General features: G+C 65.7%; 20 protein-coding genes. 9 read left to right on the top strand and 11 right to left on the bottom strand.

Annotated features, from left to right (window positions below):
* Positions 1-17: 17 nt before the first annotated feature.
* From JNB61_RS12925 to JNB61_RS12895, 7 genes are all read left to right on the top strand, one after another.
* On the top strand, positions 18-1,814 hold the full coding sequence (locus JNB61_RS12925) for a gamma-glutamyltransferase family protein (RefSeq protein ID WP_220339880.1): 1,797 nt from the start codon (positions 18-20) through the stop codon (positions 1,812-1,814).
* A gap of 82 nt (positions 1,815-1,896) precedes the next feature.
* On the top strand, positions 1,897-2,592 hold the full coding sequence (locus tag JNB61_RS12920; protein WP_220339879.1) for a GntR family transcriptional regulator: 696 nt from the start codon (positions 1,897-1,899) through the stop codon (positions 2,590-2,592).
* Between the two features lie 113 nt (positions 2,593-2,705).
* Positions 2,706-3,116, top strand: a complete 411-nt coding sequence (locus JNB61_RS12915; RefSeq protein ID WP_220339878.1) for a hypothetical protein — start codon at positions 2,706-2,708, stop codon at positions 3,114-3,116.
* Positions 3,113-4,555 (top strand): APC family permease, encoded by a 1,443-nt coding sequence (locus JNB61_RS12910; protein WP_220339877.1) that lies wholly within the window; start codon positions 3,113-3,115, stop codon positions 4,553-4,555. Before JNB61_RS12915 ends, JNB61_RS12910 begins: the two co-directional genes overlap by 4 nt.
* 117 nt (positions 4,556-4,672) lie before the next feature.
* Positions 4,673-5,713 (top strand): Glu/Leu/Phe/Val dehydrogenase dimerization domain-containing protein, encoded by a 1,041-nt coding sequence (locus JNB61_RS12905; protein WP_220339876.1) that lies wholly within the window; start codon positions 4,673-4,675, stop codon positions 5,711-5,713.
* A complete protein-coding gene (locus JNB61_RS12900; protein ID WP_220339875.1) occupies positions 5,710-6,780 on the top strand; it encodes a histidinol-phosphate transaminase in 1,071 nt (356 codons plus the stop codon). Before JNB61_RS12905 ends, JNB61_RS12900 begins: the two co-directional genes overlap by 4 nt.
* Positions 6,777-7,397, top strand: coding sequence for a YitT family protein (locus tag JNB61_RS12895; protein WP_220339874.1), 621 nt, complete (start codon positions 6,777-6,779; stop codon positions 7,395-7,397). The genes JNB61_RS12900 and JNB61_RS12895 overlap by 4 nt, the downstream gene beginning before the upstream one ends.
* On the opposite strand, the gene JNB61_RS12890 is transcribed toward JNB61_RS12895, so the two are convergent.
* From JNB61_RS12890 to JNB61_RS20515, 8 genes are all read right to left on the bottom strand, one after another.
* Positions 7,347-7,994: a TetR-like C-terminal domain-containing protein gene (locus JNB61_RS12890; RefSeq protein WP_220339873.1), complete on the bottom strand. Its 648-nt coding sequence runs from the start codon at positions 7,992-7,994 to the stop codon at positions 7,347-7,349. The two genes, JNB61_RS12895 and JNB61_RS12890, sit on opposite strands and share 51 nt — an antisense overlap.
* Positions 7,995-8,090: 96 nt before the next feature.
* A complete protein-coding gene (locus JNB61_RS12885) occupies positions 8,091-8,564 on the bottom strand; it encodes a nuclear transport factor 2 family protein (protein ID WP_220339872.1) in 474 nt (157 codons plus the stop codon).
* 382 nt (positions 8,565-8,946) lie between these two features.
* Positions 8,947-9,573: a GNAT family N-acetyltransferase gene (locus JNB61_RS12880; protein ID WP_220339871.1), complete on the bottom strand. Its 627-nt coding sequence runs from the start codon at positions 9,571-9,573 to the stop codon at positions 8,947-8,949.
* A gap of 1,036 nt (positions 9,574-10,609) precedes the next feature.
* Complete coding sequence (locus JNB61_RS12875; RefSeq protein WP_220339870.1) at positions 10,610-11,719, bottom strand: IS110 family transposase; 1,110 nt, start codon at positions 11,717-11,719, stop codon at positions 10,610-10,612.
* Between the two features lie 427 nt (positions 11,720-12,146).
* Entirely contained in the window at positions 12,147-12,530 is a 384-nt protein-coding gene (locus JNB61_RS12870; RefSeq protein ID WP_308291263.1) for a (deoxy)nucleoside triphosphate pyrophosphohydrolase, read from the bottom strand.
* A 14-nt stretch (positions 12,531-12,544) separates the two neighbouring features.
* A complete protein-coding gene (locus JNB61_RS12865; RefSeq protein ID WP_220339868.1) occupies positions 12,545-13,513 on the bottom strand; it encodes a hypothetical protein in 969 nt (322 codons plus the stop codon).
* A 367-nt stretch (positions 13,514-13,880) separates the two neighbouring features.
* Positions 13,881-14,585, bottom strand: a complete 705-nt coding sequence (locus tag JNB61_RS12860; protein ID WP_220339867.1) for a GNAT family N-acetyltransferase — start codon at positions 14,583-14,585, stop codon at positions 13,881-13,883.
* Between the two features lie 212 nt (positions 14,586-14,797).
* Positions 14,798-15,457, bottom strand: a complete 660-nt coding sequence (locus JNB61_RS20515; protein ID WP_220339866.1) for an HNH endonuclease — start codon at positions 15,455-15,457, stop codon at positions 14,798-14,800.
* A 223-nt stretch (positions 15,458-15,680) separates the two neighbouring features.
* Here JNB61_RS20515 and JNB61_RS12850 point away from each other — a divergent pair, with 223 nt between their 5' ends.
* Positions 15,681-16,664: an exonuclease domain-containing protein gene (locus JNB61_RS12850; protein ID WP_220339865.1), complete on the top strand. Its 984-nt coding sequence runs from the start codon at positions 15,681-15,683 to the stop codon at positions 16,662-16,664.
* Between the two features lie 87 nt (positions 16,665-16,751).
* On the opposite strand, the gene JNB61_RS12845 is transcribed toward JNB61_RS12850, so the two are convergent.
* Positions 16,752-16,964 carry a hypothetical protein gene (locus JNB61_RS12845; RefSeq protein WP_308291262.1) on the bottom strand — a complete coding sequence of 71 codons (213 nt, stop codon included), beginning with the start codon at positions 16,962-16,964 and terminating at the stop codon, positions 16,752-16,754.
* Between the two features lie 188 nt (positions 16,965-17,152).
* Here JNB61_RS12845 and JNB61_RS20510 point away from each other — a divergent pair, with 188 nt between their 5' ends.
* On the top strand, positions 17,153-18,151 hold the full coding sequence (locus tag JNB61_RS20510) for an HNH endonuclease (RefSeq protein WP_220339864.1): 999 nt from the start codon (positions 17,153-17,155) through the stop codon (positions 18,149-18,151).
* 246 nt (positions 18,152-18,397) lie between these two features.
* On the opposite strand, the gene JNB61_RS12835 is transcribed toward JNB61_RS20510, so the two are convergent.
* Together JNB61_RS12835 and JNB61_RS12830 are read right to left on the bottom strand one after the other, a co-directional pair.
* Positions 18,398-18,898 carry a HEPN domain-containing protein gene (locus JNB61_RS12835; RefSeq protein WP_220339863.1) on the bottom strand — a complete coding sequence of 167 codons (501 nt, stop codon included), beginning with the start codon at positions 18,896-18,898 and terminating at the stop codon, positions 18,398-18,400.
* Positions 18,898-20,049, bottom strand: coding sequence for a DUF262 domain-containing protein (locus JNB61_RS12830; RefSeq protein ID WP_220339862.1), 1,152 nt, complete (start codon positions 20,047-20,049; stop codon positions 18,898-18,900). The genes JNB61_RS12835 and JNB61_RS12830 overlap by 1 nt, the downstream gene beginning before the upstream one ends.
* Between the last annotated feature and the right edge of the window lie 97 nt (positions 20,050-20,146).

The raw sequence follows: 20,146 nt of genomic DNA, 5'->3' as shown, positions 1-20,146 counted from the left end.
ATGCATACAATACCTTCATGTTGCATTCAATCTGGTCACGCCCGGCGAACTTCACCACGCGCCCTACCCTCGTCGGCGGGTTCGCCATGAGTGCGTCGACGCATTGGCTGGCGACGGGGGCCGCTCAGAGCGTGCTCGAACGCGGGGGTAACGCGTTCGACGCGGCGGTGGCGGGATGCTTCGTCCTGCACATAGCGGAACCCCACCTCAATGGACCTGGTGGTGACCTGGTCGGGCTGGTCTCGTTGCGAGGCGAGCGACCACTCGTGCTCTCTGGTCAAGGGCCGGCGCCAGCCGGCGCGACGATCGATCATTTCCTCGAACAGGGTCTGGATGCCGTGCCTGGGGCAGGCGGATTGGCTGCCGCAGTCCCGGGGGCGGTCCCCGCGCTCTTGAAACTGCTGCGCGATCTGGGCACGTGGGAGTTCTCCGACGTCGTGGCGTATGCGATCGACTACGCCTACCGAGGGGTGCCGGTCTCGGAGCGATGGGCGGGCGTCGTCCGAACCGTCGGAGGTCTGTTCCGCGAGCATTGGCCTACCTCCGCGGCGATCTGGATGCCGGCGGGCCGGGCGCCCTCAGTGGGAGAGCCGTTCCGGAATCCTGTCTGGGGTAGCGCGCTCGAGCGCCTGGTGGCGGCCTCGCAGCGGGGCGCTACGCGGGAGGCACGGATCGACGCCGTGCTCGGCGAGTGGCGGGACGGCTTCGTCGCCGAAGCGACCGTCGAGTTCCTGGGCCGCCCGCACCGGCATTCCGACGGCGGTGACCATGCAGGAGTCCTCACTCGCGATGATCTTCGCGCCTTCGACGCGACGTGGGAAGACGCGGTCTCCTACCGGTTCCGCGGAGTGGATGTCTTCAAACCCGCGGCCTGGGGGTCAGGCCCGGTGCTGCTGCAGGCACTCGCGATCTTGGCCGAGTTCCCCGACGCGGATCTGGATCCTTCCACGGCGCGCGGCGCCCACCTGATGATCGAAGCGCTGAAGCTCGCCTTCGCCGACAGGGAGGCCTACTACGGCGAGCATGCCCGTGCCCTACTGACCGATGTTCTTCTGAGCGACGGTTATGCCCGGGAGCGCGCCGCTCTGATCGCGGCGGCGGCTGACGGATCGTGGCGGCCGGGCCACATCGATGGTCTCGAGCCTTTCATCCCCCCGCTTCACGCACACTCCTCCGAGGGCTACGCCGGCGTCGGGGAGCCAACAGTGAAGGCGACCGGTGACACTCGCGGCGACACCTGCCATCTGGACGTCGTCGACGACGAGGGCAACTTCGTCAGCATCACGCCATCTGGCGGCTGGCTGCAGTCGTCTCCCGCGATTCCCGACCTCGGCTTCGCTATGGGAACCCGCCTGCAGATGACCTGGCTGGACCCCTCCGCCCCCGCCGCGCTGAACCCGGGTCACCGGCCCCGCACCACGCTGTCTCCCACCATGATCGCGATAGAGGGCCGGGTCTGCGAGGCATTGGGCACGCCGGGCGGTGACCAGCAGGACCAGTGGCAGCTGCCCTACATCCTCCGCAGGGTGATCGGGCAGTACTCGCCGCAAGAGGCGATCGACGCCCCGAACCTTCACACCACGCATGCCCCGAGCTCTTTCTGGCCGCGGGTCTGGGAGCCCAAGGGTGTCATCGCCGAGGACCGGCTGGGAGTGGCGGTGATCGCCGATCTCCGCGCCCGGGGGCACGAGGTCACCGTCGTCGGCGGGTGGACACTCGGGCGCCTCTCTGCCGTCGGCCGGGATCCACGCACGGGAGCGCTCACCGCCGCGGCAAACCCCCGCGGCGCGCTCGGGTACGCGGCGGGACGATGAATGCCGGCCCTGCCGGATAGTATGCAATCCGTCGGCAAATGTTCTGAGGAGGCGACGGATGAGTCCAGTCGGATCGCGAGCGGTGAATTCACTCGAGGCAGAACGCGCCTATACGGTCGAGGCCATCGCCGAGTCGCTGGGGGAGCGGATCAGCGCAGGCGAATTCGAGCTCGGCACGTGGTTCCGGCAGGCGAAGCTCGCGGACGAGTACAACGTCAGCCGAACTCCCGTCGCACTCGCGCTCAGCCGGCTCGAGACTCTGGGGCTTGTCGAGCGATTGGCGAATCGCGGATTCCGGGTGAGGCTACCGACAAGCCGCGACGTCATCGAGGTCATCGAGGTGCGCGCGCTGCTGGAGGGGTATGCAGCGCAACTGGCGGCGCAGCGCATCAGCACGGCGCAGCTCGCTCAGCTGGCGACGGCCGTGGCGGGTTTCCGCGAGGTGGTTGACACGGTCGAACGAGGCAGTGTCGACGAGGACCTGCTGCGCACGAAATGGCATACCGCGAACTCTCTGTTCCACAGCACGATCTTCGATGCCGCCGGCAACCGGCAGTTGAAGGCATCGTCAGAACTGCTGCACAACCGGCTTCCGCGCAACACGAGCTGGATGGCGATGCATGGCGACCCGCGGCTGCTGGCCCAGAATGCGAAACAGCACGCGGACATCGCGGCTGCCATCGATGCAGGTGACGGCGATCGAGCGCGCCGCCTTGCCGCCTCCCATGTAGAGACGGCACGCGACATCATGCTGGCGCGGATCGATCAGTTGAGCTGAGCGCTCCGGCTTTTACATAGCCGCAACATTCGGGACATCCCGGCGCTACGCGGGTCCGGCACACTAATTGCATGCAATCAATGGGATTGCCACGCAATAGGAGAGGCTTCGTCATGAGTGATGACACCGCCATACCGTCGACGCCGGGCGACACCCTCATCTTCGAGAACGACCGCGTCCGTGTCTGGGCGATGACGCTCGAAGGCCAGGGGGGCATGTTCGACTACCACCAGCACTTCCACGACCACGTCGTGATCTGGCCCGACCCCGGTCACGCGCAAGCGCAGCAACTCGGTGACCCTGACTGGGGGCTCACGCAGCAGGCAGAGCCAGGGTTCGTGCTCTTCAAGACTGTCGGCTCCGGCGGCCCAATGACACCGCACCGGATCCGCAATGTCGGCCCCCAGGCTGTGACTCACTACATCGTGGAACTGCTGGATCCGTCACCGCACGAGAGCGAGCAGCCGTGGGTGTGGAATGACCGCGGCCGGATCCTCGGCCTGCCTGCGGAGCAGTCGAAATGACCGCCGAACCTACACTGGCCGCACCGGCGAGCTCAGTCGCGCTGCGTCCCAACAGTATCGGCGTCGTCGGCATGATCTTCATGATCGTTGCCGCCACCGCGCCGCTGACGGCGCTGGCCACGAACATCGCCGTCAGCATCGCCTACGGCGTGGGGATCGGCACTGTGGGACTGTTCGTCGTGGTCGGCGTGCTGCTGGCAGTCTTCGCGGTCGGCTATCTGTTGCTGGCGCGATATGTGAAGAGCGCCGGCGGTCAGGCCGCCTTCGTCAGCTTCGGCCTGGGAAAGCCGGCTGGAACAGCCGTCGCCTTCGTAGCCACGATCGCCTATAACGCCGCAGCTGCCGGCATGTCCGCGGCCACGGGCTTCTATGCCTCGATGGCGCTCGCAATGTACACCGGGATCGAGATTCCCTGGTACGTCTTCACGCTAGTCGCGCTCGCCGCGCTGGCCGCGCTCGGTATGCGAGGGCTCGGTCCCGCCGAGAAGATCACGATCGGCTCGTCCCTCCTGCAGTTCGTCTTCGTGGGGATCCTGGCTGTCTGCGTCGCTGTGCAGAACCCCGGTGGTTGGACGCTGCAGCCGTTCGCGCCCGAGGCGGTGTTCAGCGGGAACCTCGCGCTCAGCCTGGTGTTCATCCTGCTCAGCTTCGGCGGCTTCGAGACCTCGACGATCTACTCCGAGGAAGCCCGCGGCGGTCACCGCAGCGTGGCGCGCGCCACCTACGTGGCACTCGCACTTCTGGCCGTGGTCTTCGTCATCTCCACCTGGACCCTGGTCGCGGCGTACGACGACGTCGTGGGCGTGACGGCGGCGGATCCCGGTGCCATCGTCGTGGCGACAGCGAGTGAGTACATCGGCGACTGGTCGGGGGGAGTCATCCTGCTTCTGATCATGATCAGCTTCTTCGGCGCTGCGATCGCCTTCCACAACATGGCGGCGCGCTACCAATTCGCCCTGGCTCGCGCCCATCTCCTTCCGAAGGCGCTCACGCGCACAAGGGGTCAGCACGCCGCGCCTTACGTGTCGTCGCTTGTTCAGGTCGGATTCTCGTTCCTCCTCCTGCTGCCATTCGTGCTGATGCAGGTCGACGTGTTCTCCACGCTCTTCCCGGCGATCTCGGGGATCACCGCGCTCTCGCTCATTGCCATGATGGTGGGCGCCTCCATCAGCGTCGTAGTCGCACGCGCTCGCGGCAAGATCGCCGGCGGATGGCTCACCGCGCGGATCGCGCCGCTGGTGTCCGCTGTCATCCTCACGGCGATCGGCGTGCTGATCGTCGTCAACTATTCCGCGGTCACCGGCAGTGACTCGCCCGTGTTCTGGCTGATGCCGCTCATTCCCGCGGTGGCGGGCGTGTATGGCGCGATCCGCCAGCGGCAGCTGCCGGCCAGCCCCGGCATCGAGGGCTACATCGAGAGCGCCCTCGAGGAAGAATGACCGGCCGGGGGCGGCGCCAGACTGTGCCCCGCGCCGCCCTCGGTCTACCGGAGACGCAGTCGCACTGTTATTGCATGCAATACTTTGATTTCGTATGAAACCTGATTCGGAGGAATCATGATCGATGAGTGGCCCGGAGCGTCGACGGTGGGTCGATTCGACCCCGAGACCGGAGTGCAGTTCGTCATCTGCCTCGATTCCATCCTCAACGGCCCTGCAGCGGGTGGAACGCGCGCGACGCATTATGCAGACCGCGCGTCCGCCATCGAGGATGCGCAGCGACTCGCGGGGGCGATGACGCTCAAGATGGCGGTGTGCGGCCTGCCGATGGGCGGCGGCAAGTCCGTGATCTCGCTCCCCGTTCCGCGCGAGCAGCTCACGTCTCGTGAGTGGGAGCGGATCCTTGCCATCCATGCCGAGAACATCGAGATGCTCGGCGGCAACTATTGGACCGGCCCCGACGTGAACACCACCTCGGCTGACATGGATGTTCTCGCTGGGAAGACCCGCTACGTATTCGGCCGCTCGGAAGCGGCTGGCGGGGTCGGCTCGAGCGCGCCGACGACCGCGCTCGGCGTGCATTCGGCGATGCGCGCGACCGCGGCCCACCTCGGATGGGGGACGCTCGACGGCCGGACCGTGCTCATCCAGGGAGTCGGCGCCGTCGGTGCCGACCTCGCGTCGCGCGTCGCGGATGATGGCGCTCGAGTCATCGTCGCCGATCCGAGCCCCGCTCGCCTCGCCGAGGCGGAACGTCGCGGCTACGCGGTCGTGTCGACCTCCGACGTCCTCACCACGCCGTGTGATGTGTTCGCCCCCTGCGCTCTGGGCGGCATCATCGACTCCTCCGTCGCGGCGACGCTGCCCGCACATGCGGTGGTCGGAGCCGCCAACAACCCCCTCGCCGACGCGACGGCTTCGCAGGTGCTCGCCGATCGAGGCGTGGTGTTCGCGCCGGACTTCGTGGCCAACGCCGGTGGCGCGCTTCATCTCGTCGGACGGGAGGTGCTGGGGTGGGGCGCGGAGGAGGTGGACGCTCGTGCCGCCGGGCTGGGAAAGATCATCAAGGCTGCCTACGATCTCGCCGATCGGGAGCGGATTCCCACCGATGCCGCCGCCCGCTTCATCGCAGCCGGGCGAAGCGCCGTGCCCGCATGACCACCACTATCCCGCAGCCACTTCCACGGGTGCTGCGTTTGCCGCGGTACTCCACCGCCCGGGCCGCGGTTCCATCGGGCGCCGCGTACTTGGCATCCAACGAATCGCCCTTCGGCCCGCTGCCGAGCGTGGCGGCAGCGATCGCGGAGGAAGCAGCCAACATCCACCGCTACCCCGACATGCACGCCAGTCGGCTGCGTGGAGAGCTCGGCGATCGCTGGGGGGTTGACCCGGATCAGGTCGTGGTGGGAACCGGCAGCGTCGGCATCCTGCAGCAGATCGTTGCGGCCTATGCCGGCCCCGGCGACACAGTGGTCTACCCGTGGAGATCGTTCGAGGCGTACCCGATCCTGGTGGGCGCCGGCGGCGCTACGGGTGTCGGCATCCCTCTCACTGCAGCCGGGGAGATGGACCTTCCCGCGCTCGCGGCAGCCATCGACGAGAGTACGAAGATCGTCGTCCTCTGCCTGCCCAACAACCCGACGGGAGCGATCTCGGTCGCGGCGGCGGTCGCGGCTTTCGTGGCGGCGGTTCCTTCTCGGGTGATGGTGGTGATCGATGAGGCGTACGCGGAATTCGTTCCGCCGTCGCTGCGGGTCGATTCTGCGGCGCTCGTGCGCGTTCACCGGAATGTCTGCGTGCTGCGCACGTTCAGCAAGGCGTACGGCCTTGCCGGGCTTCGCATCGGCTACGCCGTGACTTCACCGACCGTCGCCGATGCTCTGCGACGAGTTTTCCTGCCGTTCGGTGTCAGCGCCGTGGCGCAGTCCGCGGCGCTGACATCACTTGGGGCCGAGACAGAACTGGCGGAGCGGGTGCGATTCGTGATCGAGAGGCGCGATGCCGTGTCGTCGCGAGTGGACGACCTTGGATGGGCCTTGCCTCGCTCTTGGGCGAACTTCATCTGGTTGGATGCCGCGGAGAGGGCCGGCGCGCTCGGCGCCGCCTTGCGGGGGGAGGGCGTCATCGCGCGTGTGTTCCCGTCGGAGGGCGTCCGTGTCACGATCGGCGACGACGTCGCCAACGCGCGCTTCGTGTCGGCACTGGCGGGGTGGGATCGGCGATGAGAGTCAGAGGCGCAGAGGCGCGGCATCCGCTCTATGAAGACATCCTCGCGCTCATCGCCGGAGTCGTCCTTCCATCGACCGGGGTGTACATCCTGGCGCAGGGAGGGCTCGTCACCGGAGGAACCGCGGGGGTCGCCCTCCTGATCAGCTACACGGGCGTCGTGCCGTTCGGGATCGCGTTCGCCGTCATCAACCTGCCGTTCTTCGTCCTGGCGTGGATCACACGCGGGCCTCGCTTCACCGTCCTGTCGGCGGTGTGCATCGTGGGTGTGGCGTCGTTGCCCTCGCTCGGACCACTGCTCCTCGGGCCGCTCAAGCCCAACCTGTTCGCTGCGTTGCTGATCGGAAACCTTCTCGCAGGCGTGGGGATTCTCATCCTGTTCCGGCACGGCGCGAGCTTGGGCGGGTTCAACGTCGTCGCCCTCCTCGCCCAGGACCGTCTCGGCATTCGCGCCGGCTGGGTGCTCCTGACGATCGACACCCTGGTGATCCTCGCATCCCTGTTCGTCAGCTCTCCACTGACCGTGCTCGCTTCGGCGGCAGGGGCCGTCGTGTTGAACGCGGTGCTAGCGTTCAACCACCGGCCGGGGCGGTACAGCGCCGTCCTGAGCCCATGATGCGGCTCCGCGTTCTGAATCAGCCAGGGTCTCGATGCGATCGACCAGACGGGAGACCGACGCAGAGACGTCGGGATCTTCGGCGCCGAACAGAAGTCCGGCGATCAGGGGAGCGACGAGCAACTCGAACACGGCCTGGGCGTCGAGCACCGGCTCCCCTCGCTGCGCGGCGCGGTCGAGAACGGACTGCAGGTCCTCGAACCGTTGCGCGATCGCCGGGGCGGGCGATTCTTCATCGTTCATTCGGACGGTGATGAGCGCGCGCAGGAACAACAGACCGTCGGGGCCCGACAAGTCCGCGGAGACCTGCTCCGCGTAGCGCTGAAGATCGCCACGGAGCGTCCCGGTATCGGGCATCGGCGAGCGGTCTGCGAGGCGCTCGGACAAGACATCGAGGAGAATCCCGTCGAGCGTGCCCCAGCGGCGGTAGAGCGTGCCGATGTGCACGCCGGAGCGGGTTGCGACCTTGGCGATGGTGATATCAGCAGCGCTGTCTTCCTGCAGCAGCTCGTCGAGAGCTGCGTGGACGTCGGCGCGCACGCGCGCGGTTCGACCTCCGGGACGTCGTGCGCCTGTGGGGGCTGCGAGGTCGTTCATCGGGCCATCCTATTGACCGTGCTGTCGCGTCGACGGGCTATCGGGGGCGTGAGCACGGGGACGCTGCATCCACGCTGCAGCGTCCCCGTGCGCGGCTCAGGCATCGGCCGTGGAAGTCGCCTCAATCGTCGCGAACACGCCATCGACCCCACCCCGCACCGCATCAGCAGCCGTCTGCGGGTTCCAGAAGTCGACATAGCGGCGGATACGCCCGTCGACGGTCTCCACGACGGAGATGTAGCGCTGGTTGTAGGGGCGCCCCGTCGTGATGGCGTGCCCCGTGCTGGAGAACTCCGCGATGACCAAAGTCGGGTCGACCGTGAGGTGGAACACTGGCGCGCTGAACTCGACCGCGAAGTGCTCGGGGAAGTTCCGCATGTAGTCGTAGAGTTCGGTCTTCCCGGTGACGGCCTTCGGAAAACCCTCCGGCCCGTAAGGGAACTCCAGCACCCCGTCGTCGGTGAACAGCTCGACCCACTCGGGGATTCGACCAGCCGACAGCAGATCGAGGTGGCTCTGGAACGCCTGCTGCGCGGCGTCGCGGACAGTGGTGTCAGTGCTTGTGGTCATTTCTCATCCTATCCCTTAATGCGAAGAATTTCGCGATACGTGTCAGCGTACAGGAGGGATCAGGCTAAAGCAAATATCTTCGCATTAGCGAAACTCGACCGCTCGCGTGGGTCGCGAGGCCAGGTGTTCCCACAGCTCGCTCTCTGGCCGAGTCAGACGATTGCCAGGCACCTGGCGGCCGAGGGTTCGCGCAGCGGCAGCGGCAGCGGCAGTGTCTGGGTCGACGGCTGCGCGCGGCGAGAGCGAGCTTGCCGTGAGATGCGCATGGACTCGCGTCGCATAAGCGCCACGCTTCTGGCAGGTGCAGGGGGCCAGTCCCTCGTGGAGTTGTCGCTTGAGGGAGTGCGCCCGGCGCCGGGGCGCCGTACGCGGCGCCGTGACCTCAGTTGTACGGTCCCGGAAGGGAGAGGGTGTGGAGCGCCTCGTCGGCTATCACCCATTCCTGCGGCACCCTCTCATCGGAGGCGAGAACCGCCGCACGCAGAGCATCGGTGCGGCGCCCGCGCAGGACGAGCGCGCCTCTCAGCAAGCCTTCGTACCTGAGGCCGACGTGCTCCGCGACGCGACGCGACGCCGCGTTCTCCACCGCGGCCGTCCATTGCACGCGGAACAGGCCGAGCCCTCCAGCCGACTCCGCCAGGAACGCGTAATCGAGGACGATCGACACTGCCCTCGTCGCGATTCCCTTACCGCGGCCTTCTTTGGCCAGCCAATAGCCCACCTCCGCAGTACCACGACCGGTATCTACGTCGAACAGATTGATGACGCCGAGCAAGCGGCCCGGTAGCTGGCGGCGCCGGATCCCCCATACGAGCTTCTTGCCACTGGCCCAGCGTTGCGGTACCAGTTCCTGAACGTACCTCGTGGCGTAGTCGCGGTCGTAGGGCACGGGCACGGTGGTGAACGCGACAATCTCCGGATCAGCGCAGTGCTCGACGAGGGCGGCGATGTCGTCCTCCACCGGTCTGCTGAGCAGCACCTCATCATCGCCCAGCGTGACCGGCTCCATGATTCAAACGATACCTGCGCCGAGAATCGCCGGCCGGAGTCCTGCCGCAGTCGCTGTGAGCTGTCGTCGGTACTGCGGGCGCGCAGAGTATGGCGGAGGTGGCGATCCTTCTGGGCGCGGTGGGCATCCTCGCGCGCACGCTCGGCCTGGGGGTTCGCTCTCGTGCTCGCTGCCCGCTCTCGTGCTCGCTGCCCGCACGCGTGCCCGCAGCACGAGCAGCCCTTCCAGATCGGACGCGACGGCGGGAGTCGAATCACGCCACATGGTCGCCGCCTCGATCCGTTTCGATCCGAGAATCGCGGAATTCCGTGGGTTTTCGGGGTTCGTCGACCCGTCTCGATCCGGCTGATTCGGGGTCGTTCTCGCCAAAGTGTGGGCAAAGTGTGGGCAAAACTGCTGCCGCGAGGGCCCGATGTCGGAGCGATGAGGGATGCTGCTGGTCGACGCCGTCGTTACCGAAGGGCACCACGGCTCCTTCGTCAGTGTCGCACATCCGCCACGCTCCGTGCAGTGCTTTCGACGCTTCTATGTTTGTCAACGCTGAGCACGTCCGCGTGCATCAATACGTCGGATCTGCTGATCCGATGTCGCGCCGGTCGTAGGCTCGTCAGCATGAGCGGATACTGGTGTTAGCGCCTCCCGGTTGGGAGCTTGCTGGCGTGGTGAGCGAGGGCGAGCCGATCGACATTCGCGGCGTCGATCCATGGCGGCAGAAGTGGTCTGGATCGCGGCGGGCGATACCCGTTGCACATCCCTCGTATCCTCAGCAGCGGCACTCGGCAGACGTCTACCTCGCCGCCGATCCTGATGGCCAAGTCGTGACTTACGCCGCGGCAGAGCTATCCAACGGTGTGTACGCCTTCTTCGTTTGGACGGGGTTGGGGTAGCCGCTCATCTCCCTCAGACGGCGAGAGTGTAGCGGGGCGTTGACGACTCCGTTCCTGTCGTTCGCTTTTGCAGACTCCGCTCTCCGCTGCGCTGCGAGCGGCGCTTAGCATCGCTCGCTCGGGCACTACGTCGCCCCCTCCCCGCTTGATCAGCCGATTGTCGGAGCGAGGGCGGAGTCCGAGGCGTGTGCGGTTCCGAGTGCATCGTCGTAGAGGACGTTGAGGGTTCGGTAAAGGTGTCGGGCGACGTAGCGTTTGATGCAACGGCGGATCTCAGATCGCGTGCGTCCTTCGCCGACGCGCTTGGCGACATAAGCCTTGGTCGCAGGGTCGCGGCTCATGCGGGTTATCGCGACAAAGTGCAACGCTCTGTTCAAGCGCCGGTCTCCGCCCCGGTTGAGGCGGTGCCTCGTGGTGTTGCCGCTGGAAGCGGGGATGGGGTTCACGCCGGCGAGGGATGCGAACGCGGCCTCGTTTCGGACTCTGCCGGGGTGCGACCACGCGGTGAGGATGACCGCAGCGGTGTAAGCACCGACGCCGGTTTCCTCGAGCAGTGGCGCGGCGGGGCTTGCGGTGATGAGTTCGGTCAGGCGCGCATAGTTCTCTCCCAGAGCGTGGTGGAGATCAAGGATGCGGTGGGCCAGGCGGATCGCCTCGTGCCGTGCAGTGGCGAGAGCGAGCGGCTCGGTCCGGTGGTGCCATCGCGACACTTGCCCGATTTGATCCATGATGAGCGGCTTGCGGGCATCGATGCCGAGCTCGTTGGCTCGCAGCAGTGCGATGAGCGCGTTGATGTTCATCGTCTTCTCGGCCGCCATCTGATCGCGGGCGGCGACCAGCACACGCAGCGCTTGACGGGTCCCGTCGTCGGCGCGGGGACGACACAACCGGTCCTCCTCCACCGGAAGGACCGCTGTGGCGATTGCGCGCGCGTCCAACGGATCGGACTTGCCGACCCCGTGCCGGGTCTTCGCGTTCATCCGGGGTGCTTCGACCACCGCGTAGCCGCTCTCGGCTGCGGCCCGGGCCAGTCTTGCCCCGTAGGTGGCGATGCCCTCGATCGCCCACAGGGTTGCGGCGTCGCCTCCGGTCAGACGGCCGGACCAGCTCATTGCACGAGCGATGCCTTGCGGGGTGGTCGGGAACTCCTCGGTGCCCAGGAGCTGACCGGACGTCGTCTGTACGACGGCATAGGTGTGTGTCTTCGCGTGAGTGTCCACGCCGATGACGAATGGATGGGAGTGCGCGACGATCGTCATTGCGGATCGGTCCTTCCTCGATGGAATACGGGCTCGGCCGCGCGACGGCCGGCGCCGGCCGGGAGAGAGCCACATCGAGGCATCACTGTGACGGGCCACAATCCCCGGAAGGGGGTCGAGCAGGCTTCTAATCAGGCCATCGAGGTGGACCGGGAGGCGCCGGCCGCCCTCGCCCGGACGGACATGTCGAAAGCAAGGCCCATGAAGGGCCAACGGCATAGTCAGTCACGACCAGACGAAGGCGACCAACACCACTCAGCCAGCCAGTCCCAGACCAGCCTCGTCAAGACTCACAGCGGCGTAAGCGCGGCCCTCCGCTGGCGCTCCGGGTCTCGTTACTCCACGGTCACCGCACTCCGCGCGACGGATGCGAGGGTGGGCTGGGGCCGCCGCGGCGCCTGACAAGACGGGCGGAAAGCCACCTTACCTATCCGGTTCGAAGATCCGAGCGGACGCGTTCGACTGCTGGCAGGTCAGCCGGCGCCCACTCCACCGAAGAGAGCTCGTCCGGCGTGAGCCAGCGAAGCGCCGCGTGCTCGGTGAGCTGCGGCGTCCCGGAACGGAGTTCGCAGTAGTACGTGGTCAGCGTCACGACCCCGAACTCGTAGTCGTGAGTCGTCGAGACTATCTCCTCGCCGACTCTGACGTCGACGAGCAACTCCTCGCCAATTTCGCGAGCGAGCGCCTCTCGCGGCGACTCGCCGTCCTCGACTTTTCCGCCGGGGAACTCCCACATGTTGGGCAGGCTTCCGCTCGGCCCTCGCTTCGCTGCGAGCACACGTTCGTCGCTCACGATGACCGCGCCGACCACGTTGAAACGCCGTGTCACTGGTACAGCCGCTCTCCTCGATCTGAGGTGTTGGGCGGCTCAACCACGAAGGTTCTCTGCTCGCGGAAGGCAAGCCCAAGTCCGGCATCGTGGAGAAGATCCCGGAGGTCAGCGGTGGGACGTTCAGGAAGAAGGACCGCACAGCGCAAGTCTTCGACGTGTACATGGCGGCGGTAGTCGTAGAGCTGACCAACCGCCATGCGGAGGTCTGAGCGGCCGGCGATCGCCTTCGCTTCGTACAGGGTGTGATCGGCCTCGTCATAAATGTCGGTGAGAAGCCGGGTGCGCTCGGTGGGGAGGTTGATCGCCCAGCGAGAGAAGGTGTGCCCGACTTGATGCGCGATGAACTCGTCAACAAGTTGCGACTCGCGCCGCACCGCCATTCCACCTGCGCGATCCGCCGTCTCGAAGAACTCGGTGGAGTTGATCTCGACCGGAACGGAGATGGCATGCGGCTCGCGCGCGACTCCCGAGTAACCAACCAACTCGACGATGTCATCAGGGATCGCGCTCACCGGGAGTAGCCGGAAGACGAGGACTGTGCGCAGAGCTCCGCCGCGATCGAGTGCCGGCATGCGCTCAAACGGCATCTCAGGGTCGAGGATGAACTCACCGATGTATCGCTGAAGCTTCGTGCTCGATCCCGCCACGACGCCCGCCGCGCTGAACGCATGGAGCGAGCGGCCCTTCGCGGCGTGGGTCAGGATCGGGGAGTTGCTGCCACTGAGCTTCTGGTCCCCGTCGCGCCCAGCACCTGTGTAGTGGAACGCGCTCCCGTCGGGGGAGAAGCCGTCGTAGACGTAGCCAAACTGTGTGCCCTCGGCCGGGTCAGTGAACACGAAGACGGAGTTGGACGTGTTGCTCGGAACGATGCCGCCAGACTGAACACTCCCGCCGTACTCCACCACGAGTTCTGCGCGCGTGACGACGTCACCAGCGCGCAGGCGGAAGGCGGGCGACGACACGTGATCAACCTATCGATCAGATCGAGTTGCCGGCGAGGACCCGCCATGCTCGCGTCGCCATCTTCGAGCACGACTCATCGTGGACGGTTGAACCCAGCCTTATCTCGGCCACCTGGCCCGCGTTGAACCGACCACAACTCAGCGCACCCCTACTTCCTCAGCAACCGGGCAGTGAGAACTGAATTCAAGGAGCGCGCACAGTCCCGTCCGATCTGGACGCCTGGGTAACCCGCAGCATCCAACGTGATCCCCTAACGCGCGACGGACGCTAGCGGCGCCCCCGGCGCGCATTCCGTTCATTCATGCGAACCCCGCGGCGCGTAAGAAACGTCGAGCCGGCTCGGGGCGATGCGCCTGCGCCTAACCCTTACCGGCCGAGAGCCAGAAGAGTTCTCGCGAGAGGGCTCTCGGCGTCCGTGCCGACTACCGCGTCACATAGTGCCTGCGGCAATCGCGCGGCCAGGTCGGGCTCGCGAGTGAGCAATCCCGCCAGAGCTTCGCCGACACGCGGCTGGAGCAGCTCAGGACTGGCGCGACCGTCCAGGGTCCAGTTCAGCAGAGGTCGTGCATCGCCAATCCAACGCTCAGCGAGCACGGGGTACCTCGGAAGGAACTCCATGCACAGAATGGGCGAGAAGGTCCTCGAGCTCGCGCTCGGCATCAGTTCGTCGTCTTGGACGTTGGGAGGCTCGACCCAAGCGACGACCTCGCCAGGTGGGTGAACCGTCCACCCCCGCTCTTTGTACCACGACGACAAGTCGTCCGGCACCTGCGCGAACACTCGACTGAAACCCAGCATCGCTAGCGTCCGCAGAGTTCGGTCGTGAAGCGATCGCCCGATCCCCACACCACGATGCTCCGGAACTACCGCGATGTGCGCGAGTATGGCCGTCTGGCCGTCGGACCGAGATACGCCGAACGCTTGATTGGGCTTTGCGCGAGCGTATCCGATTAGCCCGCCGGTCTCGTCGTGAACGACGAGCGTGGGGGTCTTGTGCTCGACCCAGCCGGCGAGGTCACGGGAGGTGACGACGCTTGTGTCGTCGAATTCCGCTCGCGCGAGCGCGAGCACGGAGGGAAGATCACCTGCGACTGCCGGCCTCGGGCGAGTACTGAACGACACGTGCGTATCTTCGCGCACGCCACCGACATGTCACGTAGTGGTGTCCTTACTGGCAATCCGCAAGCGGGCAATGCGCGAGAGGGGTGGGTCGCGGGCAGGCCACAGCGTTCTCGATTGAGGTTGCCGAGCGCGTATCGGGAGGCTGGAGTGAGCGGCGACGCCTACACGGGTTCTAGTGAGAAGTGCCGTAGCCATCGCCGGTGATAGCCGGCGGCCGAGTGTCGCCGGCCGTGAGAGTTACCAAGCGCGACGATGCTCCGGTAGGCCTCGAGGAGGCCGTCCCATCCGACCACGTGCGCCGGCCTGTCGACCGTGGGCAGTTCAGTGACGAGCGAGTCCGACTTGCGCGCGTTGCACATAGTGTGGAGGGTCGTGAGGTTCGCGATGTCGCCGGTACCGCCGCGTGCGTGAGCGAGTGTGTGGTCCGCTTCCGGTGCAAGCGCCCAGTACATCGGGTGGATCGCACCGCGCCGGTAGTTCTGGTGGTATGGCAGTTCGTCAGGGAACAGGTCGCTGAACGCGACGAGGACATTCCTCGGGATGCATCGCCCGCCGCAGTACGTGCAGGTCATCTCGTCACGAAGGAAGACCTGCGCGCGCATTCGGTCGGTGACGTCGCGGGCGCGGCGCTCGACCGGATCCGAGGTTGTGCCAGCATTTGCTGCGTAGCGGAGCCGCCCCTCCCAGCGTTCGAAGGCGATCGGTCCGATGATCTCGCGCGCCTCTACGACGTCGCCGGTCGCGATCGCTTTGGCTGCCGCACTGAGTGCGTCGGCGTATCTGTCGACATCTGCAAGATCGATAGTGAGGACGGCGGTCACGGCGCCACTGTATCGATCCCCTGCGGGCGGTGCCCAGATGAGGGACGACTGCGTGCCACCTGGGACATCACCGGAAGGGTTCGCATCCACAATCGACGTGTCTTCGCCGGAATGAGCGTCGTCGGTACGGCAGACTCAGCTCTCGTCGGCCCGATCTGGGGGCGAGGGCGAAAGGGTTGCAATGACTACGACTCGTACGACTGAGACACGGGTGGCGTGAAGGATGCTCGACTTCACAACGATCGATTTTGAGACCGCCAACTCGTATCGGGGTTCCCCGTGCTCTGTGGGCTTGGTCCGTGTGCGAAACGGGCAGATCGTCGGGCGTCGGCATTGGCTGATCCGGCCGCCCGAGGGCGCTGACTGGTTCGATGGCTGGAACATCGCTATCCACGGGATCACCGCCGAGATGGTGACGGACGCCCCGCGGTGGAGGGACATCCTAGCGGCCATTGTGGACTTCATCGGCGACGACGTGGTCGTCGCTCACAACGCAGGCTTCGACCTCGGCGTGATCCGGTACGCCTGCGCTCTGGAGAACATCGAATGGCCCGAGATGAGATTCCTCTGCACCCTCGTCATGGCTCGCCGCGCGATGGCGCTCCCCACCTACCGCCTGCCGTTCCTCGCCGAGACGATGGGCATCCCATTCGAGGACCACCACGACGCGCTCGCTGACGCGACTGTCGTCGTGGACGTTGCCACGCGATTGGCCGAGCAGCAGCAAGCAGCCAATCTGCTCGAGTTGGCGGGCTCTCTCGGCGTCGGCATCGGACGCATGGGCTCCGGGATCTACCGGGGCAGCGTCGCCGTCTCGAGCGGCGGCCACGGTACTCGCAACTTCACCCCGATTGAGGTGAACGCCGACGCCGACCCGAGCGGATACCTCTATGGCCGAGTCGTCGTGTTCACCGGCACCCTCATGTCGATGACGCGAGACACTGCCCGCCAGGAGTGTGCCAAGGTCGGCGCGATTCCGGAACAAACCACCACCAAGCGAACCAACGTCCTCGTCGTGGGCGACATCAATCCGGCCGTACTCCGACCCGGCTCCAACGTCACAGGCAAAGCCCGCAAGGCGTTCGAGTTGCAGGACAAGGGGCAAGAGATCGAAGTCATGACGGAGGACGACTTCCTCCGCTGTCTCGACGGCAGCACGCTGGAAGGAGCCGAAGTACTCCTCGCCGAATCGAAGCCCTCGGCCTGACGCGATCACTCGATCCGTATCCGGGCAGTGCACGCTGATGGGGTGTTGCGGGCGATGGTCCGAGGTCTTGGCCGCGCGTCCTCTCATTTACCGGGAGTGAGCTTTCTCCTTGGCGAGGAGCGAGATCACGAGCACGGGGGCTGCCGCGAGCGCGACCAGAATGGCGATGAGCATGACATTCGCGTCGGCGGGGAGCACCGCGCACCCAGCTGAGGTGTCTTTGTAGTCGCAGCTACGCCACGGCTGGAAGAAGTACACGACGGTCACGATGACGCTGAGCGCGGCGGTCACCGCGCTCACGAAAATCAACCAACGGCGGTGTGGGTGTCACTCTTCTCCACGGCGATGACCAGCAGCTTCGCATAGACCACCGCCAAACTCGTTCGTCGCCGATCCCTATCCGCGCATCGCCCGTTGGTGGGAGCCGTATGCGCGGGACTGAGTCGTGGCGGGAACGCGCAACTCGCGTTGGCCGCTAGCATCTTGGCGTGCGGATCGTTGTGGGAGTCACAGACAACCGCTGGGCCGCGTTCCTGCGGGACCACGCTGCGATCACGGATGTGAACTTCTGGCAGCCCTCCCCGCACGGATTCAAGGCGCTGCCCGAAGGCGGGCCTTTCCTATTCAAGACGAAGCGTCCCGCGGCCTTTCGCGACGTCAACATACCCGGCTACTCACTCGTGGGCGGTGGCTTCTTCGAGGACTATTTCGAGATGCCCGTCAGCGAGGCATGGGCGATCTGGGCGCAGGGGAACGGCGTTGCCACCGAACAGGAGTTGCTCGACCGCGTGCGGGCATACCGCGCGAGCAAGCAGTGGGCGGACGATCCCGACCCCAACATCGGCTGCATCATCCTGCGCAACGCGTTCTTCGCACCCCGCGGAGAGGAACTCCCGCAGCCGCCGAACTGGTCGCTCAACAACGTGACGATTGAGGGCTACGAGACGCTCGGCCCGCGCCGCAAGCCCGACTCGGAGTACGTGCTGCAGGCCTTTCAATTGATGCAGGGTCATGCCCGCGTCGACTATCGCTGGGACACCGACCTGCGCAGCACGGTGATCGAGTGGGACGGGCCCAAGTACGGCGAACCTGTCCTGAGCAAGCCGCGGATGGGGCAGGGCCGGTTTCGTCGGGCGGTTGACGAAGCGTACAACTTCCGCTGCGCGGTGACGGGCAGCAAGACGTACCCGAGCCTGGAAGCTGCGCACATCCGCGACTACGCGCACGCCGCAGGCACACACGAAGTGCCAAACGCCCTCTTATTGAGGTCCGACGTGCACACCCTCTACGACCGTGGCTACGTCGGCATCGACGCCGACCTCCGGCTTCGGGTGAGTCCGGCGCTTCGAGCCCGCGGCTGGAACGGTGTCGAGTTCTACGAGAAGGAGGCCGCCGGCTTCAAGATCCGCGTGCCGGAGAACCCACATCTTGCGCCCGATCGCGACGCGCTCGAGTGGCACCACGAAACCCGATTCCGCGCCGCGTAGTTCGAGCCACGCAAAGGGCATCCCTGCGCGTGCGCTGGCCGACCGATGGAGTGGGCTGACTCAGGCGTTTGCGCCTCGGCGTCGCCTTCCGCCCCTACCGTGGCGGCGAAGCGGAGTCATCGCCTTGATCACAGTCGTCCGTGAGATCTCCAAACGCTCGGCGATTGGCGCGCTCGGCGCATCATCCGCGGCCAACCGCCTGACCGAAGATCTCGCCAGTGAGTGCTGATGAGCTGAATCGAAGGGCTAGCGAGGGTCTAGCTCAGCAACGATCCAATCGCCGAGCTCGAGCGCGACGTCTGCGAGATCGAGTGCCTTTCGTCGCCTTACGGTCTCGCTTTGCCCGTGAGCAATCTTGTTTCTTCGATCGACGAGGAACGACAGCTCGCGGCGTAGCCGCTGGTCGTCTGCGTCGATGAGCGCATCGAACCGATCGGCCCGCACTGCTTCGAGCCGCCGCAGCGTCTGACCGATTCGGTCGGGCGAGGGGTTGGCGCCCCGAAAGAACTGAGTACGGACGAATGAGGCGACGTGCGGGCTTGACTTGCTCTCAGCGAACGCGCAGAAGGCTTCGTCGAACGTGAATTCGATATGCCCGCATGCCCGCACCACCAGGAACCGCGTCATTCCCTGCTCAGTCTCGTTCGACGCATCCGCGTCGATGCCTTCAACCTCGACACGTAGCTCCTCGAGTCGCGAACGCGAGCTACTTAGCTCATGCGAAGGCCACGCGCCTGGCCATACCATCACGCCTCGCTGAACGTATCGCTCGCGATACGGATTCTGGTCTGGACGACGAGCTCATCGGCGGTGGATCGGGTTGTCGTGGCATCAAACTCAGGATCGGTGGTGAGCTTGATCACCGCGTCGGTGACCGCCTCCGGTGTGATTGGCGCCTTCGTGATCCTGTTCATCAGCCCCACCATTATCGCCTCGCTCTGCGCGGCATTAACCTGGCCCGACCCCTTACGGAATGCTGAAGCACCTGGTCCGCGCGCTAGCAGATCTGACGCATGCTCGAAGGCAGTGGAAGCACCTACGACCGCGTCATCCATTTCTCGATGCTCGCCGGCGTAGTCGTTGAGGAACCCCTTGAGAGGGCGTGAGTATCGGTCGAGATCCGTGAATAGGGCCAATACGCGAAGGATTAGCTCCTGATCGCGCAGTCGTGGGTTCTTTTTCTCTCCGTACATCGACCGCCAGGACGGGAGGCTGTTCAGCCGTTCGAGTTCTCCGATAAGGGGGCCGGCGAAGAGTGCGACTCGGATCTCGTGTGGTGTGAGCTGGGTTCCGCCGGAGTTGAGTCGTTCGAAGATCTGGTAGACCGCCTCGAGGGACTCGCGAGAGCCGTCGGTGCTCACAACCGTCGCCTGGAGGAATGCGTCGTCCAGCGTGCGACGTAATGGTTCGGGAAGCTTCTCATAGGTGAGGTTGCGGAACTGATCGGCAACGTTGATGAGCGCGAACACCTTGCCGTCGTGCACACCCTTGTGGAATGCCTGCAGCGTCTTCAATCGCTGCTGCCCATCCAGCACGAGGTATCTCTTGTCGCTCTGCTGGCGCACAAGGAAGAGTCCCGGAATGGGGTACCCCAACAGGAGAGACTCGATGAATCGGTCCATCTGCTTGCGGGTCCAAACGAAACCCCGCTGGAAGCCGGCGGTCTCGACCCCATCGTCTTCCAGGCCGAAGCTCGGAACGACGATGTCGCCCTTGTTTAGGCGGCGTACCAGGCCATCGACGTCGAAGTCCTGTCCCGAATAACTGATCGGAGTAACGACGGCCTCCGCCGTCTCGAGATCGTCGAACTCCTCGTCGGTGAGGATCAGATCTTCATCACCTGGCCGGTCAGCCTCAGCATGGCTCGGCACGAAGGCGCCTGTTGCCTCATCCGTCATGTCGCCGAGCCTATCGTTGCCTGCTAGCGTCTCCGCCAGCCGGCCGTTCATCGCACTGCCCCGGGGGATCACCGTAACGATTGCCTAGGCACGTTGA

Source organism: Microbacterium ureisolvens (assembly GCF_019511645.1).
Taxonomy (GTDB): domain Bacteria; phylum Actinomycetota; class Actinomycetes; order Actinomycetales; family Microbacteriaceae; genus Microbacterium; species Microbacterium ureisolvens_A.
The sequence above is the reverse complement of the archived record's forward strand: the minus strand, read 5'-3'. Positions and strand labels throughout refer to the sequence as shown.

Coding starts and splice junctions, on each gene's coding strand:
- JNB61_RS12925 (WP_220339880.1), top strand. CDS start 18: ATGTTGCATTCAATCTGGTCACGCCCGGCGAACTTCACCACGCGCCCT.
- JNB61_RS12835 (WP_220339863.1), bottom strand. CDS start 18,898: ATGGTATGGCCAGGCGCGTGGCCTTCGCATGAGCTAAGTAGCTCGCGT.
- JNB61_RS12910 (WP_220339877.1), top strand. CDS start 3,113: ATGACCGCCGAACCTACACTGGCCGCACCGGCGAGCTCAGTCGCGCTG.
- JNB61_RS12875 (WP_220339870.1), bottom strand. CDS start 11,719: ATGACGATCGTCGCGCACTCCCATCCATTCGTCATCGGCGTGGACACT.
- JNB61_RS12900 (WP_220339875.1), top strand. CDS start 5,710: ATGACCACCACTATCCCGCAGCCACTTCCACGGGTGCTGCGTTTGCCG.
- JNB61_RS12915 (WP_220339878.1), top strand. CDS start 2,706: ATGAGTGATGACACCGCCATACCGTCGACGCCGGGCGACACCCTCATC.
- JNB61_RS12895 (WP_220339874.1), top strand. CDS start 6,777: ATGAGAGTCAGAGGCGCAGAGGCGCGGCATCCGCTCTATGAAGACATC.
- JNB61_RS12880 (WP_220339871.1), bottom strand. CDS start 9,573: ATGGAGCCGGTCACGCTGGGCGATGATGAGGTGCTGCTCAGCAGACCG.
- JNB61_RS12905 (WP_220339876.1), top strand. CDS start 4,673: ATGATCGATGAGTGGCCCGGAGCGTCGACGGTGGGTCGATTCGACCCC.
- JNB61_RS12885 (WP_220339872.1), bottom strand. CDS start 8,564: ATGACCACAAGCACTGACACCACTGTCCGCGACGCCGCGCAGCAGGCG.
- JNB61_RS12850 (WP_220339865.1), top strand. CDS start 15,681: ATGCTCGACTTCACAACGATCGATTTTGAGACCGCCAACTCGTATCGG.
- JNB61_RS12830 (WP_220339862.1), bottom strand. CDS start 20,049: ATGACGGATGAGGCAACAGGCGCCTTCGTGCCGAGCCATGCTGAGGCT.
- JNB61_RS12890 (WP_220339873.1), bottom strand. CDS start 7,994: ATGAACGACCTCGCAGCCCCCACAGGCGCACGACGTCCCGGAGGTCGA.